Origin of the sequence: Bacillus sp. JJ1521 (genome assembly GCF_036965165.1) — a bacterium.
Lineage (GTDB): Bacteria > Bacillota > Bacilli > Bacillales > Bacillaceae_L > Ferdinandcohnia.
In genome coordinates this window covers 38,962-58,060 of sequence record NZ_JBALOX010000070.1, presented here as the reverse complement: position 1 = coordinate 58,060, position 19,099 = coordinate 38,962, and the positions used below count along the sequence as shown (strand labels likewise).

At 42.2% G+C, this 19,099-nt stretch carries 17 protein-coding genes and 1 riboswitch; of the genes, 11 read left to right on the top strand and 6 right to left on the bottom strand.

The genetic code is table 11. The annotated features are described in order from the left end of the window. Positions 1–14: 14 nt before the first annotated feature. Genes V7147_RS11440 through V7147_RS11415 form a run of 6 tightly spaced genes read left to right on the top strand, consistent with a single transcriptional unit; the run spans position 15 to position 6,260 of the window. On the top strand, positions 15–1,223 hold the full coding sequence (locus V7147_RS11440) for an AGE family epimerase/isomerase (RefSeq protein WP_335367987.1): 1,209 nt from the start codon (positions 15–17) through the stop codon (positions 1,221–1,223). Continuing rightward, complete coding sequence (locus tag V7147_RS11435; protein WP_335367986.1) at positions 1,220–2,449, top strand: neutral/alkaline non-lysosomal ceramidase N-terminal domain-containing protein; 1,230 nt, start codon at positions 1,220–1,222, stop codon at positions 2,447–2,449. Before V7147_RS11440 ends, V7147_RS11435 begins: the two co-directional genes overlap by 4 nt. Before the next feature lie 3 nt (positions 2,450–2,452). Beyond that, entirely contained in the window at positions 2,453–3,211 is a 759-nt protein-coding gene (locus tag V7147_RS11430; RefSeq protein WP_335367985.1) for a glucosamine-6-phosphate deaminase, read from the top strand. A gap of 1 nt (position 3,212) precedes the next feature. Further along, entirely contained in the window at positions 3,213–4,343 is a 1,131-nt protein-coding gene (gene nagA / locus V7147_RS11425) for an N-acetylglucosamine-6-phosphate deacetylase (RefSeq protein WP_335367984.1), read from the top strand. Beyond that, entirely contained in the window at positions 4,340–5,092 is a 753-nt protein-coding gene (locus tag V7147_RS11420) for an SIS domain-containing protein (protein WP_335367983.1), read from the top strand. The genes nagA and V7147_RS11420 overlap by 4 nt, the downstream gene beginning before the upstream one ends. Before the next feature lie 55 nt (positions 5,093–5,147). Further along, positions 5,148–6,260 carry an ROK family transcriptional regulator gene (locus V7147_RS11415; RefSeq protein ID WP_335367982.1) on the top strand — a complete coding sequence of 371 codons (1,113 nt, stop codon included), beginning with the start codon at positions 5,148–5,150 and terminating at the stop codon, positions 6,258–6,260. A 551-nt stretch (positions 6,261–6,811) separates the two neighbouring features. On the opposite strand, the gene V7147_RS11410 is transcribed toward V7147_RS11415, so the two are convergent. After that, positions 6,812–7,630, bottom strand: coding sequence for a purine-nucleoside phosphorylase (locus V7147_RS11410; protein ID WP_335367981.1), 819 nt, complete (start codon positions 7,628–7,630; stop codon positions 6,812–6,814). 112 nt (positions 7,631–7,742) lie between these two features. Between V7147_RS11410 and rbsK the strand changes: the two genes are divergently transcribed. The 5 genes from rbsK (at position 7,743) to V7147_RS11385 (ending at position 13,242) form a co-directional block, all read left to right on the top strand. Next, positions 7,743–8,657: a ribokinase gene (gene rbsK, locus V7147_RS11405; protein ID WP_335367980.1), complete on the top strand. Its 915-nt coding sequence runs from the start codon at positions 7,743–7,745 to the stop codon at positions 8,655–8,657. 3 nt (positions 8,658–8,660) lie between these two features. After that, positions 8,661–9,578, top strand: coding sequence for a nucleoside hydrolase (locus V7147_RS11400; protein WP_335367979.1), 918 nt, complete (start codon positions 8,661–8,663; stop codon positions 9,576–9,578). 159 nt (positions 9,579–9,737) lie between these two features. Then, the gene (locus V7147_RS11395; protein WP_335367978.1) at positions 9,738–10,886 is read left to right on the top strand and encodes a M20 family metallopeptidase; all 1,149 of its coding nucleotides are present in this window, start codon (positions 9,738–9,740) and stop codon (positions 10,884–10,886) included. 148 nt (positions 10,887–11,034) lie between these two features. After that, a complete protein-coding gene (gene purU / locus V7147_RS11390) occupies positions 11,035–11,922 on the top strand; it encodes a formyltetrahydrofolate deformylase (RefSeq protein ID WP_335367977.1) in 888 nt (295 codons plus the stop codon). 399 nt (positions 11,923–12,321) lie between these two features. After that, entirely contained in the window at positions 12,322–13,242 is a 921-nt protein-coding gene (locus V7147_RS11385) for a ribose-phosphate diphosphokinase (protein ID WP_438824581.1), read from the top strand. Positions 13,243–13,776: 534 nt separating this feature from the next. Here V7147_RS11385 and V7147_RS11380 read toward each other — a convergent pair. From V7147_RS11380 to V7147_RS11360, 5 genes are all read right to left on the bottom strand, one after another. Continuing rightward, positions 13,777–15,081 (bottom strand): nucleobase:cation symporter-2 family protein, encoded by a 1,305-nt coding sequence (locus V7147_RS11380; protein ID WP_335367975.1) that lies wholly within the window; start codon positions 15,079–15,081, stop codon positions 13,777–13,779. Beyond that, on the bottom strand, positions 15,081–15,671 hold the full coding sequence (locus V7147_RS11375) for a xanthine phosphoribosyltransferase (RefSeq protein ID WP_335367974.1): 591 nt from the start codon (positions 15,669–15,671) through the stop codon (positions 15,081–15,083). The genes V7147_RS11380 and V7147_RS11375 overlap by 1 nt, the downstream gene beginning before the upstream one ends. A gap of 271 nt (positions 15,672–15,942) precedes the next feature. Further along, a riboswitch (purine riboswitch) is annotated at positions 15,943–16,044 on the bottom strand. A gap of 64 nt (positions 16,045–16,108) precedes the next feature. Beyond that, entirely contained in the window at positions 16,109–16,573 is a 465-nt protein-coding gene (locus V7147_RS11370; RefSeq protein WP_335367973.1) for a CBO0543 family protein, read from the bottom strand. Further along, positions 16,563–17,063 carry a CBO0543 family protein gene (locus V7147_RS11365; RefSeq protein WP_335367972.1) on the bottom strand — a complete coding sequence of 167 codons (501 nt, stop codon included), beginning with the start codon at positions 17,061–17,063 and terminating at the stop codon, positions 16,563–16,565. Before V7147_RS11365 ends, V7147_RS11370 begins: the two co-directional genes overlap by 11 nt. Positions 17,064–17,518: 455 nt before the next feature. Next, positions 17,519–18,802 (bottom strand): M20 family metallo-hydrolase, encoded by a 1,284-nt coding sequence (locus V7147_RS11360; protein ID WP_335367971.1) that lies wholly within the window; start codon positions 18,800–18,802, stop codon positions 17,519–17,521. Positions 18,803–19,099 lie beyond the last annotated feature (297 nt).

Here is a 19,099-nt window from a genome sequence, read left to right as displayed (position 1 = left end):
CAAGGAGACATGTCATGGATACTCAAAAACTAGTAAGCTTTTATAAAAATGAAATTGAAGAAAACTTTTGGCCATTTTGGGAAAAGGCATTTGATGATGAAGCAGGTGGCGTTTTTACCTGCTTCTCCAATGATGGAAGTACATTAGTTAGCAAGGATAAATATACCTGGTCACAGGGGCGTTTCCTTTGGTTATGTGCCGAGCTTTATCAGCTAGTGGAGCAAGGGAAGCTTGCTTTAAACAAAAACCGCTTAAAGGAAATGGCCGATAAAACGTACCTTTTCTTGGTAAACCATACCATAATGGAAAATAACCATGTTCTTTATACGGTAACCCATGATGGAAAATCAATTCAAGAAGACATTAGTGTCTTTGCGGATTGCTTTTTTGTGATAGGTGTTAATAAATATGCAGATGTTTTTAAAAATGAAGTTGCCTTTGAGTACGCCTATCAGGTCTATGAATCAATCCACCATCGAGTCGAGCAAGGGCGCTATAGAACGGAGCCTTATCCGATCCCAAGGGGTTACTCCTCACATTCGATTCAGATGATCCTATTAAATGTGGCCCAAGAGATAGAGGAGACAGCTGAAAAACTATCTAAACCAATCAAAAAAATGGCAAAAAACATTAGTGAAAAAATCATTCAGGACTTCATTTTAGAGGATGGAAGAATTGTTGAACTAAGACCAGAGGATGCAAACAATGATGATACCTTACTTGCGAACCACGTTAACCCTGGTCATACGTTGGAATCGGTTTGGTTTCATATTCATAGCCTCGATGAAAATGCTCTACCGCTTTTATCAAAAGTAACATTAAAGGCTATTGATTTAGGTTGGGATCATGAACAAGGAGGACTGCTTCGCTTTGTTGATAAAAATGGCGCACCCCCGCAGGGAAGGTTAATCAATGATCCGTATGAAAAATTAATTCTGGATACATGGGATACGAAGCTTTGGTGGCCACACTCTGAAGCCATGTACACCCTGCTATTACTTTACAAAAAAACGAAGGATGATCGCTTTTTAGAGTGGTATAAAAAGTTTTTTGAATATAGCTTTACAACCTTTCCAAATCCTAAGCGGGAAGTTGGAGAATGGATTCAAATTAGGGATAGACAGGGCAAACCATTGCAAAAAGTTGTAGCATTGCCGGTAAAGGACCCGTTTCATATTCTACGAAACTTTATTTTAATTCTAAAGCTGGAGAATGAATCATGAGTTTACTGCTAGGTACCCATGAGATCGAAATTACACCGAACCTACCTATTTCGTTGGCGGGATTTGCCCATCGGGAAGGGAAGGCAATGGAGGTCCATTCTCCACTGTTTCTTAAAACCTATTATCTTGAAAAAGAAAATCAAGCCTTTTTGCTTATGATTGGTGATGTCATTTGGTGGGATGACAGAACCGTGCAGAAATGGAGAAATAGGTTGGCAAGTGAGTATTCCTTAAAGAAGGAATCCATTTGCTTTCACGCCACACATAATCATTCTGGTCCCCAAACAAGTGATGCCTTTACAAGTCTATTAGGGGAAATCGAACCAAGTTTTATAGAATCATTGGAAGAGAAGATAGTCAAAAGCGTTCGATATGCGCTCAACAATAAAGAGCCAGTAACTATCAAGCGAAGCCAGACAACTGGTGATATTGGTGTGTACCGCCGATTAAAGGATGAAAATAATATTCGGATGATGCCAAATCCGAATGTTCCAATAAACAAAGATGTAACGATGATAAAATTTGAAAATGAAAAACAAGAAACAAAGGCAATGCTGATTCATTTTTCCTGCCATCCGACATCAACGGATGCAAATATTGTTTCTGCTGAATATACGGGAGTTTGTTGTTCTCGGTTAAAAGAGAAGTATCCCCAAGCGGTGGTAGGTTTTTTACAAGGATGCTGTGGAGATGTCAGACCGGCGTTAATTAAAGGAAATGAGTTTTATAGGGGCAACCTTCGTGACATGGAAGCGATTGGTAACCAACTTGCCGAGGATATTTTATCTGGAGGTAAGGAAGAATCAATCATTTGTCGCCATATACAAGGCCGATACGTTAAATTGCCTTTACATTTCAAAACCGACTATGCCGTAAATGAAGAGATTGAACACGAAGTTCTTGAGATTTGGAAAAAACATATAAGGAAAAACGAAACTTTATTAGAAATTCAATATGTGGAAATAAGTCCTGAGCTTAGATTCATCTTTTTTAACGGTGAAATGGTTCAGGGGTACGGTGAGTATATAAGAAGACTTGATCCGCGAGTCTTAGCCCTCGGTTATAGCAACGGCATGATCGGATACATTCCAACCCAAACTCAAGCTTTGGAGGGTGGCTATGAGGCCGAGGAGTTTATATATTATTTTGGCTTGCCAGCGCCTTTTCACATAGAAACTGAAAAAAGAATCCAGACCGCAATTGATAACATACTAGAAGGTGAATGAAAAATGACTGTAAAAAGAAGTGGACATAAGGATCAATTAGCATACTACGTTTTCGAAACTCGTTATGAAATGGGGGAATATGCGGCACGTGATGTAGCAGAAAAAATTGTAAAGCTTCAGAAGGAGCAGGAGGAGATTCGCATGGTGTTTGCTGCTGCCCCGTCACAAAATGAGTTTCTACAACATCTAATAAGCGACGAACGAATTAACTGGAATCAAATCATCGCTTTTCATATGGATGAGTATGTGGGACTTGATCAGGAAGCGCCACAGCTGTTTCAAAACTTTTTAAAAGAAAGATTGTTTACGAGAGTTCCATTTAAAGAGGTTCATCTCATTGATGGCTCAAATGAAAAAGAACTTGAACGCTATACCGAGCTTCTTCAGGAACAACCGATCGACATTGTTTGTCTTGGTATTGGGGAAAATGGCCATATTGCATTCAATGACCCTCCGGTTGCAGATTTCCAAGATAAGAAGGTAGTCAAGAAGGTTGAATTGGATGCCATGTGCAGGCAGCAGCAAGTAAATGACGGCTGTTTTGCAACGCTTGAAGAGGTTCCTACGCATGCCTTGACACTCACAATTCCAACCCTATTGTCAGCGAAAGCAATGTACTGTATTGTTCCGGGAAGTACGAAACGAGATGCCGTCTATCAAACTATAAATGGCCCAATTAGTACAGAATGTCCTGCTTCCATTTTACGAACACATGAGCAAGCATTCCTTTACGTGGATCAAGACTCATTTGGAGATGAATAAAATGGTTACCATTGAGGGCATCCATTATAAAACTAATATCGGGATACGCATCGAGATTAGGGACGGAATCATTAAATCGATCGAATTAGCTGACGTGAAAAATGAAACCTATATTGCTCCTGGATTTGTTGATTTACAAGTAAACGGGTATATGGGGGTTGATTTTAATTCCCTCGATATAAGTGAGTCAGATATTGAAAAAGTTTGTTTGAGTTTACTCGAACAAGGTGTGACATCATTTTATCCAACTATTATTACGAACTCCTCTGAAAATATGTTGAAACTGGTTAATGCAATTTCCAACGCCGTTTTGAAAAATGAGCTCGCCCGACAAATGATTGAGGGCATTCATTTAGAAGGTCCATTTTTATCAGTCGAGGATGGACCTCGGGGAGCCCATAACAAAGAATATATACAAGCACCAGATTGGAAGTTTTTTCAGAGATTAAATGAATATGGTTTAATTAAAATCATTACATTATCACCTGAGTGGGAGCATGCCGATGAAGTAATAAAATTGGCTTCTGATTCTGGAGTGCTCGTTTCAATCGGTCATACAAATGCAAACACAGAGCAGATTCAGAAAGCAGTCAAAGCAGGTGCAAAAATGTCGACCCATTTGGGCAATGGCGCACATGTCATGCTGCCGAGACATCCGAACTATTTATGGGACCAGTTGGCAGAGGATGAACTGGCGACAACTGTGATTGCAGATGGGTTTCACCTTCCGTCCTCCGTTTTAAAAGTGATTGAAAAAGTAAAAAAAGATAAAATGGTCATCATTAGTGATAGTGTGGCACTTGCAGGCTTGCCACCGGGAGATTATATTGCTGCTGTTGGTGGAGAAGTGACATTAACAGAAGAAGGTCGGCTTCACTTAAGAGGAGAACCGAGATTACTAGCCGGGTCGGCCCAAAGTATCCTCTGGGGTGTAAACCGAATCGTTGAAATGGGAATTACAGATTTACCAACGGCGATTGATAAGGCATCAGTGTTACCCGCAAAAATCATGGGGCTTGAGCGTGGCCTTCAAGTAGGAGCTCCTGCCGATCTTATTTTATTTGAAAAGAGTATGGAAGTGGTCGAAACTATCAAGGCTGGGAAGGTTTTATATAGGAGTGATAAGGAATGAGGTATGCTCTGCAATACTATAAAAAAGTGAAAAACTATATGGATCAAGTAATTGAAACGGAATCAGAGAATATCATGCAAGCCGCGGAGATGGTAGCAAATCAGATAAAAGAAGATAAAATTGTCTATGCATACGGACCAGGCGGGCACTCAAATCTTGCTTCTCAGGAGTTATTTTTTCGCGCAGGCGGGTTGATGCATGTGAGTGCCATTTTAGATGAAGGAACATTATTAAGTGGCGGCGCTTTAAGGTCGATGGCGATGGAGCGAACACCTGAATATGGTAAGATTGTGTTAGAGGATTATGAATTAAAATCTGGTGATCTATTAATCATTATAAATGCGTATGGAATTAATGCAGCTACAATTGACACAGCCTTGGAAGCAAAACGGCTAGGGGTAAAAACGATTGGAGTTTCCTCAAAGCAGCATGCACTTGATACACCAAAGGAACATCCCGCGAGACATCCATCTAAACATAATCTGCATGAAGTCGTTGATCTCGCCATTGATTCAAAAATTGATGTCGGTGATGCGGTGATTGAAATTGAGAATCTGGAGCAAAAAGTAGGAGCGGTCTCAACATTTGTGAACGCCTATATTGTAAATTCCATCTCCATGGAGGCGACGGCCAAACTAGTAGAGCAAGGTATTCAGCCGCCGATTTGGAAAAGCGGAAACGCCACCGGTGGCGACGAATGGAATAATCAGTTTATTTCACGATTTAAGCATAAAATTAAGAAATTATAAGGGTCCAATTGGTATAATAACGGTATGTTTGTGGATGAGAGATGAGGAAAGAGAAATGAAAACAAGAGGCCCGGGAGTTTTACGAGAACAAAATCAGAAAAAGGTATTGTCCCTATTGCGGCAATATAAACAGACCTCTAGAAAAGATTTGGCGAAAGCGATGGGAGTTAGCAAAAATACCATCTCACTGATTGTCGATCAATATGTAAAGGACGGCATCATTAAAGAGGTCGGAGTCAAGGATCTAAAAAAGGCTGGTCGTCCAAAGGTCGTCATTGAATTAAATCAAAATGCTTTTAAAGCAATTGGAATTGCGATTCACCACGATGGTATCGAATATATGGTGACCGATTTTTATTTGGATGCAGTTGAGAGCGGGTTTTGTGAAGTAGACGGAAAAGACTGGGGAACGGTTTGTTTGGAGATTCGAAAAATCGTTGAGAACCTGTTGGTCGAACACCCAGAAGTGGTAGGCTTAGGGATTGGAATTCCTGGAATTGTAAATGCGAACGAAGGAATTGTCGATCATTCCACGAATCTTGGTTGGAAGAATATCCATGTCAGTGAAGAACTGAAGCAGTGGATATCTGTTCCGATTATTGTACAAAACAATGTCAATATGGCTTCTTTGTGCTCCGCTGGGATGAAGGATGAAACATGTTCTGGCAGCTCGTTTTATATTCGAATCGGCGATGGAATCGGTGGAGCTTTTACTTCCGAGGGACAGATTTGGAATGGCGACAGTTGGACTTCCGGTGAGATTGGCCATATTTCAGTTGATGCAAATGGACCATTGTGCGGTTGCGGCCAACGCGGCTGTTTAGAGAAAATGATAAGCCGAAAAGCATTCCAGGAATGGCTGGATCAAATGGAGTTTGAGGAGTCACCCGATGGTAGGGAGCAGCTTCTACAGGAACAAATCAAAAAGTACGGCATTTATTTGGCATCCTCCCTGATCAATATTATCCATTTGCTAAATCCAGGTACGATTGTAATAGATAGCCCATATAATCATTATGAGACTTTTCAACAATCATTATTGATTCATCTTGAGCAAAATGCCCTCAAGATTCCATATTCCAAAACACAAATTTATTTTAATAATGAGCCCTATTCTCAGTCCTTAGGTGCTGCAACCGCAGTCGTGCTGGACTTTGAAAGGGAGTAAAAAAGAGGCAGGGGCGAAGTCCCCTGCCTTGTTTCGTGGTTGGGATTGGGAATTGAAATGTTTTGGGTATGTGGCGAAAAAGTACGCGGGTGACACAAATATTTGGTATTCGACGCAAAAACATGAAAACCGACGCAAAAAAGTAGGAGTTGACGCAAATATCCATGGTACGATGCAAATCTTTGGTAATCGACGCAAAAAAGTCTGGGGCGACGCATAAATTCGTGAATCGACGCAAATATGCCTGAGATAACGCAAATCTCTGTGAGCCGGCGAATAAATGTCTGGGGCAACGCAAATATGTGTGAGAAGACGCAAACCCGTGTGGGGAAGTGCTAATCCACGCAATAAAAAGCAGATCTTACAGGCCATTGCATGATTGCAAGGGCCTGTAAACTTTAATACGGTACAATTGCGCTGTTTGATGTGAAAATCAAAAATGTTCCTCTAGATTTCTTCTTCTATTAATTTTTCCATCTTCTAAAGCATGATCCATTAGGTTAACTCCATATCTAGTTTTGGACACAGGAACCACCTGTTGGTGTATACGATTAGACTCTCTCCAATATCCCCTTCACTAACTGAATAAATTTAGTTTTAACTCTACCTGCTACTTCAATCACTTCTTCATGGCTTAACGGTTGATCAAGAATGCCACATGCCATGTTAGTAAGACAAGAAATACCAAGCACCTTCATGCTAGAGTGAGTTGCAACAATCGCCTCTGGAACGGTTGACATACCAACTGCGTCAGCTCCGAGGGTACGAATCATCCGAATTTCAGCAGGCGTTTCATATGCGGGTCCACTCCACCATGCATACACGCCCTGCTGCAATGTAATCCCATTTTCACTAGCTACTTCAGCAGCAATTCCACGCAAACCTTTGTTATAAACCTCGGACACGTCAGGGAAACGGGTACCTAATTCCGAATTGTTAGGACCAATTAGCGGATTCGTCCCGACTAAATTGATATGGTCAGTAATTAACATTAAATCTCCAGGAGTAAAGCTCGTATTTATGGCGCCACAAGCGTTCGTGATAAGAAGCTGTTCGATGCCAAGTGCTTTCATTACACGTACAGGAAACGTCACTTCATCTAGAGTGAAGCCTTCATAATAGTGAAATCGCCCCTTCATCGCAACAACTGTTTTCCCCATCAATTGTCCAATCACAAGCTCATTTGCATGACCTTCAGCCTCAGACTTTGCAAAATGAGGGATCTCGTTGTAAGGAATGACTATCGCATTTTCAATTTCATCTGCAAGTGTGCCAAGTCCCGAACCGAGAATCATTCCATTCGTCGGGCGGTGGTCTGTTTTGCTTAATATGTAATTTGTTGCTTCCATAATATCCGCTGTTTTATGCATAAAAATATTCCTCCTTCATGTTTTACAGTTCGCTAGTTTTGCTACTGTTTGGTAATTTGTCTATAATATTCTATATTATAATCTTGTTTTTTAAAAGATTGGGGGAAGTCAGATGGGTGCGGATATTGTTGTGGTAGGAAGCTTGAATGTGGACATGGTGGTGAATGTGAAGCAGCGTCCGGAATGGGGCGAAACGGTCCTGGGGCATGGCTTTTTTACGGGGAATGGTGGAAAAGGCGGCAACCAAGCGTATGCGGCTTCGAAACTTGGGGTATCGGTTGCGATGCTCGGGTGCGTCGGAGAAGACATTTTTGGTGAGCAGCTTTTAAAAGGCTTGAACGAAGTCGGGGTGGATACTTCAAATATCGAAAAAATTCGCGGTGTATCGTCAGGCGTGGCTGTCATAAGCGTAAATGCAGATGGGGAAAATAGCATCATTGTTTCACCGGGGGCAAACGACTATGTGACACCTGAATACGTAAGAAAACACGAGCAAGTCATTCGAGAGGCGAAGCTTGTGATGATGCAGCTCGAGATTCCTCTGGATACCGTTCTTGAAGTTGCGAATATCGCTCATACATATAATGTTCCGGTAATGCTCGATCCTGCGCCAGCACAGAAGCTTCCAGACGATCTTTATAAAAAAGTGACCTACCTCGTTCCAAATGAGAGCGAGTTAGGAATTGTGGCTGATGCAAAAATTTCGGATGCGGAAACTGCAAAAACGGCAAGCACCAAACTCCTGAAAAAGGGTGTTGACACGGTATTTGCAAAGCTTGGTGGGAAAGGCGTCGTCGTGTTGAAGGACACAGAATCGTTTTTTGTCGACCCATTCACTGTGACTACGGTTGATACGACCGCAGCAGGCGATGCATTTGCGGGCGCTCTCGCAACAGCCCTCGTTGGCGGGAAAAATCTGCAAGATGCAACTGAATTTGCAAACACAGTTGGCGCGTTAACAGTTACGAAAAAAGGCGCACAAGCCTCAATGCCAACTTTAGATGAAACGCAAGAATTTAGGAGGTAAACCATGAAGAAAATTATTTTTGATGTGGATACGGGAATTGATGATGCGATGGCGATTGCCTATGCCGTGAATTCACCGGAGCTTGAAATCCTTGGATTAACGACAAGCTACGGAAATGTTGCGGTTGATGAGGCGACTCGAAACACGCTAGCGGTTTTAGAGAAGCTTGGAAAAAGAATCCCGGTTTTTACAGGTTCGGCAACGCCACTTGCTCGTGGGAATCGTGAAGGTTTTGCGAAAAAGGTACACGGGGAAGATGGGTTAGGAAATATGTTGGATTTTGAACCTGATGCGTCCGCTGAAGCCCAGTCTGCGGTCGATTTTATCATAGATCAGGTAAAAAAACTTCCACATGAGGTGACCATTATCGCGGTTGGACCATTAACGAACTTGGCTCTTGCGATTCAAAAAGCCCCAGAGATTACAGGGCTTGTTGGAAACGTCGTGATAATGGGCGGTGCGGTCTTTGTGCCAGGAAATGCGACGCCACACGCAGAGGCGAATATTTTTACCGACCCTGAAGCTGCAAGAATCGTGTTGTCATTGGGATTACCGATAACTTTGGTAGGGCTAGATGTGACGATGCAAACATTGTTGCCAAGGGATAATGTAAACGCATGGCGAGGTTCCGAGACGGGCGATTTTTTTGCGGACATGGTTAGTTTTTATCATGACTTCTATGAATCCGTTAACCCCGGAATCGGTGGCTGCGGCCTGCACGATCCGTTGGCAGTAGGTGTGGCCATTGACCCGAGCTTTGTAAAGACGAAGTACATAGGAGTCGATGTGATTACCAATGGCGAAGAAGATGGAAAAACAGTTCCAAACCCTGATGTAGACCCAAAAATCCATGTATGCACCGAAGTCGACGCTCCAAAATTTTTAGATCACTTTTTAAAAAGAGTGCCAGTCACCAAATAGAAAATTCAAGCCCATGCTACAAAAAGAGTAGCATGGGTTCAATTGTTGTAATATTGTTATAATATATGAATTTTGAAGGGTAACGGGGACAGGTTCCCCGTCCCAGGTAAAAATAGGTGGGACAAAGAACCCTCCGTCCCATGAAAAGGTGGCTTTGTAATGGAACAGCAAGTTGTGGCATTTTTGAAAGAGAAAGAGTCAGAGATGGTGGAGGTTTTGAAGAGCCTAGTGGAGTTGGAATCTCCGTCTCATGATAAAGAAGCGGTGGACCAGGTGGGTGAGCAGGTTCAGTTGCTTTATAAAAAATATGTTGGTGGCCGGGTCCAAAGGTTTGACAATGAACACTTTGGTGACCATTTTCGCTGTGAACTTGGCGAGGGTGATGAGCAGATTTTGATTTTAGCGCATATGGATACGGTGTGGCCAAAGGGCACACTTGAAAATCTCCCATTCCACATTGATGGAGACGAACTTTATGGACCGGGTTCATTTGATATGAAGGGGGGTATCGTGCAAGGGTTGTTTGCACTAAATGCTCTTAAAACACTCCAGGTTCCTTTGAAAACCAAGGTTGTCATGTTGTTTACGTCTGATGAAGAAATTGGAAGTGATTCTTCACGAGCATTAATCGAAGTGGAAGCGAAAAAGAGCAAATATGTACTAGTTCTAGAATCCGCGGCAGCCTCCAAAAAAGGAAAGTTGAAAACTTCCCGCAAAGGTGTCGGCATGTTCACGATAAAAGTAACGGGACTTGCTGCCCACTCCGGGATAGAGCCTGAAAAAGGAATAAGTGCAATCGAAGAGCTTGCCAGGCAAACCCTTTATTTGCATGGATTAACAGACTTCGAAAAAGGAACTACCTTAAATATCGGACTTGTAAAAGGCGGGAGTGCATCCAATGTGGTCGCTGCAGAGGCAGAGGCTGAATTGGATTTACGTGTGGAAAATAACGCCGAATTTGAAAGAGTTATTCCGTTGATTCAAGGATTGACGCCATCTAAAGAAGGCTTAACAATCGAGGTTACAGGTGGCATCAATCGACCGGTCATGGAAAAAACACCGGAGATCACAAAAATGTTTGAAACAGCAAAGGAATTGGCGAAGGAATATCTTGATTTTAACTTGGAAGAACAGGCGAGTGGCGGGGGAAGCGATGGTAGCTTCGCATCACAATTTGCCCCAACTTTAGATGGGCTAGGACCAGTTGGTGACGGGGCCCACGCTTCAAACGAGCATCTGCTCATCTCACAGATGCCGGTAAGAAGTGCGCTTGTTGCGCTTTTAATTGAAAAATTGGCGAATGAATAGAAGGGACACGGGGACAGGTCCACTTTCCCAGGTTGAATTTGTGGGACACGGAACCTGTCCCTCTGATCTGAAAAAATACTGAATTATTTAGACAACTCTCTACGATACTGTTATAATATTTCTCATTAATCAATGTGAGGTTATGAACATGTATTTTAACAAGGAAGAGTTTCAAAGCAAACATCAGAATCACGGAAGACTATTGGTGAGTTGCCCGGACCAACCGGGAATCGTGATGGCCATCTCTCAATTTTTATATTCATTCGACGCAAATATCATTGAATCCAGCCAGTATTCCACACACCATCAAGAAGGAACCTTTTATCTTCGAATCGAATTTGACTGCCCATCCTTAGCGGAGAAAGAGCAGAAGATGGAATCTGCTTTTTTAAAGGTTGCTGAAAAGTTTTCAATGAAATGGAAGCTAATTAACGTACAAAATGTGAAAAGAACCGCTATCTTTGTTTCCAAGCAGCTCCACTGTTTGCATGAGCTTTTATGGGAATGGCAAAGCGGTGACTTGATGACGGAAATTGCAGTTGTCGTGAGTAATCATGAGGATGCGAGACCGGTTGTCGAAAATCTTGGGATTCCATTCGTTTACATTCCAGCGAACAAGGATATCCGTAAACAGGTTGAGGAACAGCAATTACAGCTATTAAAAGAGTATGACATTGATTTGATTGTGCTCGCGCGCTACATGCAGGTTTTAACACCAGATTTTGTCGCGGCATATCCAAATCAAATTATCAACATCCACCACTCATTCCTGCCGGCGTTTGTCGGAGCGAGACCGTATGAGCGTGCCTATACTCGCGGGGTAAAATTAATCGGAGCGACCTCCCATTATGTAACAAACGACTTGGACGAGGGCCCGATTATTGAGCAGGATATCGCGCGCGTTGATCACCGTGACGATGTAGCAAGACTGAAAAAAATCGGGCAAACCATCGAACGAAGCGTGCTTGCACGAGGAGTAAAATGGCATCTCGAAGACCGAATTATTGTGGATCATAATAAGACAATTTTGTTTTAACTTTATTCATTAGAGGTCTTCATGAATTTTATTGGATTGAACCAAGTTATATTAGTAAATCAGGAATGAATAAAGTTAAAGCCTCCGGCGGATGCCACAGATTTTTAAAGGAAACTTTTCGAGCTTAGGATCAAAGACTAAGGACGCCACGTCCTGTGGCAACGTCTTTGTGACCCACGTCGTGTGGGCCTAAAAAATCTGGGCGGCAAATATGCAAAAGCGTAGTTGATAAAGTAGGACATCACATATGTGGTGTCTTTTTTATAGGGTTTCACAAAGTTTTTGTCGAAAAGTGTAACTAGGCACTATGTAAAGATTGTAAAGATAGGTTATATTATATATAGACTATATTTGCTTGGAGGACGAAAAGTGGCTTACCAATTGAATGAGTGTTTTAAAATGTTTAGTTTAAATTCCAATTCAAAACTAGCTAAGGAAATGGCGACGTTACTTGGCTGCGAGTTAGGAAAAAGTACAGTATCTCGTTTTAGTGATGGTGAAATACATATAAACATAGAAGAAAGTGTACGTGGAAGTGAGGTATACTTGGTCCAATCGACTTCACAGCCAGCAAACGAACATGTGATGGAATTATTGATTATGATTGACGCGTTAAAAAGAGCTTCTGCAAAAGACATTAACGTTGTGATTCCATACTACGGGTATGCACGCCAGGACCGTAAAGCAAGATCACGTGAGCCAATCACGGCAAAGTTGATCGCAAATTTACTAGAAACAGCGGGTGCAACCAGGGTCTTGACAATGGACCTTCACGCACCACAAATCCAAGGGTTTTTCGATATTCCTGTGGATCAATTACTAGGCGTACCACTTCTAGCGGAATATTTTGCTGGAAAAGAGCTTGACGATGTTGTAGTCGTTGCCCCTGACCAAGGTGGAGTTGTTCGGGCAAGAAAATTGGCAAGCCAACTAAATGTGCCAATTGCCTTTATTGATAAACGCCGTCCAAAGCCAAATGTGGCAGAAATTATGAACATCATTGGTAATATTGAAGGGAAAAATGCCATCATTATCGATGACTTAATTGATACAGCCGGAACAATAACCATTGCTGCAAAAGCATTAAAGGAAATGGGGGCAAAGGGAGTATACGCATGCTGTACACACCCAGTCCTATCTGGTCCAGCGATTGAAAGAATTGAATCTTCACCAATTCAAGAATTGGTCATCACAAATACCATTCAATTACCAGAAGAAAAACAAATTGATAAAATCACAACCATTTCAGTGGCACCATTGCTAGTCAACGCAATCGATCGCATCCACAACGAAAAAGCTGTGAGTCCTTTATTTGAATAAATTTACTGAGCTGTTCCACTTAGTGGGGCGGCTCTTTTTAGTAGCGCGTAAAAAAACGATTCCCACCCAACCAAACCGGCAGAATGAAAACCGTCCCCACGTAACAATTAAAAATTAATAACCCTATTCAGACTCATAACCGCCACATCAAATTTAGTTTTGATAGGGCCTTTTTCAATTGTTTTGATGGTCGATAAACACAGAAAAAAGTAGCCGGCCAGATTCAACCAAAGGATGGTTAGCTACTCTTTTTAATAGTACTGAAAATGTTTTGGTCTGCCGCTCTTCTATTTGCAATCAACCTAAGTTGTTTAGCCTTCTGGCCTTGGCTATTAAATTTGGATCGGGATTGAGTCGTTGAAGAACTAGAAAATAGTTAACGCCGATAGAAGCAAATTATCGGCGATAGACCTAGTGCAATAGTTGACTTACTACCAAAAAATGATTAAAAAAGTGCTGTTTTAGAGGAGAGTACAAGAAAGTATCAAAAAAGGGGTCCAACTGGACCCCTTTTTGTAACTTTGAGACTTGACCCTACGAAGCCTTCTGCCCTTCCAACATCTGCACCTTTGTATCATTCGGCTTCTTCATGAAGATGAAGTTCATGAGGATGGCTGTTAGGCTTCCGATGACGATTCCGTTGTTGGCTATGATTTGGATGCCTTCTGGCAGACTTGCGAATAGGGTTGGGACGGTTGTGATGCCGAGTCCCATTCCGATTGAGCATGCCATGATTAATAGATTTTCTTGTGATGAAAAGTCAACTTTGCTTAGCATTTTGATACCCGCAGAGATGACCATACCAAACATTGCAAGCATCGCGCCACCGAGAACTGGTGTCGGGATGACAGTTGTGAACGCGCCGACTTTTGGAAGGAATCCTAGTATGATTAAAAATGCCCCAGCTGCGTAGATTACAGTGTTCTTTTTTACACCTGAAAGCTGAATGAGTCCAACGTTCTGTGAGTAGGTTGTATAAGGGAATGCGTTGAAAATTCCACCCAAAATGGTCGCAATTCCTTCTGCTCGATATCCCTTTGATATCTCTTCTTCTGATAGCTTTTTACCAGTGATATCACTGAGTGCGAAGTAAACGCCCGATGCTTCAACAAGCCCCACGATTAAAACTAAAATCATCATAATGATCGCGGATGGTTCGAACGTTGGCATTCCGAAGTAGAACGGTTTCGGCATGTGCATCCACGACGCATCGGCAACTGCTGAAAAATCAACCCTGCCTAAGAAATAAGCAACAGCTGTTCCAACAATTAACCCAAGTAAAATGGAAATTTGACGCATAAAACCTTTTGCAAAACGATACAACACTAAGATAAAAAATAACGTTCCAAATGATAGGGCAAGGTTTTGAATCGAACCGAAATCCGCGCTTCCAACACCGCCCGCCATGTCGTTCATTGCAACTGGAATAAGCGTGATCCCAATAATGGTAACAACTGACCCAGTCACAACCGGCGGGAAGTATTTTACGAGTTTACCAAAGATAGTAGAAATGAGAACGAGAAACACACCGCCAGCTAAAATCGAACCGTAAATCGCGGATATCCCGTATTGCCCTCCGATTGCAATCATCGGTCCGACCGCTGTGAATGTACATCCGAGCATGACTGGAAGCCCGATACCGAAGTATTTATTTTTCCACACTTGTAGAAGCGTTGCGATTCCGCACATTAATAAGTCAATTGAAACGAGGTACGTGAGCTGCTCACCTGATAACCCGATAGCTCCACCGACGATGAGTGGAACAATCACGGCACCTGCGTACATAGCGAGTACGTGCTGAATTCCTAGAGAAGCGGTTTTGAATACGTTTCTTTGCATTAGCGAACAACCTCCATTTCCTCTAAAAATGTAACTTTTCCACCTTGTAAAGATTGGATTCGTGCAAGAGATTCGACCTTGAAACCTTTGTCGCGAAGCAATTGTCCACCGTCTTGGAAGGATTTTTCAATAACAATTCCGATTCCAGCGGTTTTAGCGCCAGCTAACTCTACGATGCTAGCTAGACCAAGTGCAGCTTGCCCGTTTGCCAAAAAGTCATCGATGATCAGCACATTATCGGTTGGTTCAAGAAATTTTTTAGAAACGGAGATTTCATTGGTTTCATTTTTCGTAAAAGAATGAACTGACGCCGTGAGCAAGTCGTTTACGAGTGTAAGAGATTTTCTTTTTCGAGCAAAAATCACCGGCACACCAAGTTCAAGAGCTGCCATCATTCCAGGCGCAATCCCAGAGGATTCGATTGTCAAAACCTTTGTGATGTGGTCATTTTGGAAGCGGCACGCAAATTCTTTGCCGACTTCGACCATTAGCACAGGATCTATTTGATGATTTAAAAAGGCGTCGACCTTTAGGACGTGGTCGGAAAGGACAGTACCTTCGTTGATGATTTTTTGTTGTAAAAGTTGCATTTAAGTTTCCTCCTTTAAATGTGTGTTCAAAAAGGAGGATGAAAAGGACCAAGAAGTTCAAGGCGGCGAAGCTTTGAGCACCGGAACGTATGTAACAAATACGTGAGGAGCGGAAAAGCAAGCCAACGAAGAAATTCGATGTGTCATTTTCACCGGACTTTTTGAACAACCTCCTATAAATGAAAAAGCCTGAACATCATTGCACTCCCCATTACGAGTGAGTCAATGACCTTCAGGCTTCTAACGAAGGAAGGTGGAATAAGCATAAAATGCATTCCCATTGCTCACTCATAGTCAGCACATTTGCGGTGCGCTGGTAGAAACTTACGGGCCATATCCCCGTGATTATATGAGTGAATGCCGATATTCAAATGGTATGTTCGTATTATATGACTTGCTGTGGGATTTGTAAATGGTGGGAGTTGGAAAAATGGGACTCATCGAACGTTTGCAAAAAACCACTTGCAAAATAAACGCGTCAGATAAAAGGTAAGAAATAATGAAATCCAAGTAGTATACCAGCCCCAATGTATGTACGTGATAAGCTCGGTGTATTTTTCTATAAAAATTTCAGCAATAGTTAACACTGTGCAGAATGCAACATAGTAACCTAATTGAATAAGGGTCCTACGGTTATTCGGGAACCGAACATTAAAAAGGGCGCATACGACCGGAAATGCAAAATACTCAAATGTGAAGCTTGCCCGATTGACAGTAGGAAATAAACGTATCGGGTATTCAAGCAATCCTAACTCAACGACCAACAAACCAGTGAAAATGGTAATTACCTGTTTGAATAAAAACGCAACTACTGCCAGGCGAATTTTGTTTTTGGGGATCAAAAAAAGAATTCCGATTGCTATGATGTAAACAGCCAACAAAATCCACCATTCAATTCTCATTGGTTATCCACCGCTTGCTTGAATGGCTTTTTTGACGATAAAACCAATGACAACAAACCTGGCTCACGAAAAAAAGAAATCCGATGTAAACTAGCATCCAATACCATGTCATGGTTTGATATTCTAATAATTGCGTGTATCGCTCAATCAGAATATCAATGACTGTGACGATCGAGACTGATGCGAAAAATGCTATCCATCGAAACCGCGAATTTTCCATTTTTCTTTGATGGACATAATAGATGGAAAACAATAGTGGGTAGAAAAAGTAATTGATGGTAATAGGCAGACCCGTCGCTTTAGGGAATTCCCGGACTGGTGCACTTATTAACCCATAATAAAAAGAAAACATGTCACAAATCCAAATAAATGATTGAAATACTAATAGAGCAAAAAGACCTTCGCGACGATTTTGACGAGTGATCAACAGAAAAAATCCACCCGAGCCTAAAATCCACATCGCTATCATGATAAAATGATCCAACTGCATATTGATCCACCCCTTTATTCCATTTAGATAAAGGTTAATATTACCAATTTTCAACAAATATATGCAAATCGTGGGTCGAACAAGTGGGGGAGGGTGCATTTGTTATTAAGGTGTGGACGCAAAATAGCGACGGGGAATCAAATATTAGGAGATAGACACAAATCTTGAAAAAGAGACGAAAATAACAGGGTGCAGAGGAAAATCTTGAAAAGTAGACGCAAAAATAATGGGAAAGACGCAAATCCTGAAAAGTAGACGCAAATATCGGGGGATAGAGGCAAATCCCAAAAAAGAGACGCAAATATTAGGAGATAGACGCAAATCTTGAAAAAGAGACGCAAAAATCATATGAAAGACGCAAATCCTGAAGTAAAAGACCAACCTACCTCGTAAGAATACGAAAAAAAGCATTCCCCCGTACAAAATGAGAGAATGCCTTTTTCGAATCGAGCTTTTTATCGATCATATCCCTCGACAAAATCCTTCAACACATGTACAGATTGTACGCAGTCGCTTAAGGAGGACCACTCCGCTGGGTTATGACTGATGCCATCTTTGCTTTGGACGAAAATCATCGCCACCGGTAACACGTGTCCTACAATCATCGAGTCATGACCTGCACCGCTTGGTAAATACACCGGTTTAATCCCTTGTGCCACAACAGATTTCTCGAGCTTTTGCTGCATTTCTTCGCTAATAGGAACAGGTGCTTCACGCAATGTTTCTTCATACTGAAGATCAATCCCATTTGTCGTGGAAATTGACTTTGCTTTTTCAATCACCAAGTCAACGAGTTGATCCCGTGTTTCCTTATTAATATCGCGAATGTCGACAGTAAGGCGAACTTCACCAGGAATGACGTTCACTCCGTTTGGCAGCACATCAACCTTTCCAACGGTTGCGACCGCTGATGAGCTAACCCGACTGGGTAGAGATTGGACCTCATAGATGAATTGGCTAGCTGCAACCAACGCATCCCTGCGGTCGTCCATTGGCGTGTTGCCCGCATGTCCAGCACGACCCGAAAACTTCACTTTTAACCAACAAGGCCCTGCGATCCCGGTCACAATCCCGACTGGCACCCCTGCACGCTCCAATCTTTTTCCTTGCTCAATATGTATTTCCACAAACGCCTCAAGCTTTGAAAGATCCCTTTTTGAATTGAAAAAATCGTCAACTGAAAGCCCAATGTCTTCTAAGACCTTTGAAAAAGGGGCACCATGGATGTCCACTTTCGGAAGGAGTTCCTCTCGTGTCGCCTCACCAATAATCGAGGAACTTCCGCTGAAACCACCGTTAAATCGTGCGCCTTCTTCGTCTGTAAAAATGACCACCTCAAATGATCGTTCCGGCATGAAGCCAGTTTGTTTCCAAGCCTCAACAACCTCGAGTGCCGCAAGCACACCAAGTGGACCATCGAAATGTCCACCATTCGGAACACTATCAACATGGGAGCCGGACAGGATAGCAGGTAGACTAGGGTTCTTGCTATCGAGACGTCCGAATACATTACCAGCACCGTCCTCCGTTACCGTGAGCCCAGCTTCCGCCATCCACTTTTTCACCATATCCTTCGCAGCCTTTTCTTCGCGGGAAAATCCGATTCGGTGTGAGCCGTTATTGGAAGTTAGACCGATTTCTGATAAAGCCGCTAGCCGAGATGCCAAACGCTCTCCACTTACACCATTTTTATCTAGGGAAAAATCATAATCTGAAATTAATTTATCGTAAAAATTCATAGAGGAGTGCTCCTTTACTAGTTTTTTCTATATTTTAGCACAATGGTGTTCCCATTTTGTGTGAAAATAAACAGAACAAATGTTCTTGTTTTACTAGTAATCTATTATCAGAAATGTTAAAATAGAGGTACAGTTACATAAAGCGGGTGGGCGGTTAGCCACTTCCTGAAAAGTTTGGAGGTGGTCAGATGACGATATACGAGGCAATGTCAGTGGCAGTGCAATCTAATTTAGTTTTGCTAGGGCTCATAACAATTGTGGTCATGTTGGTCGTTGCAAACAAAAAGAAGTAACCGC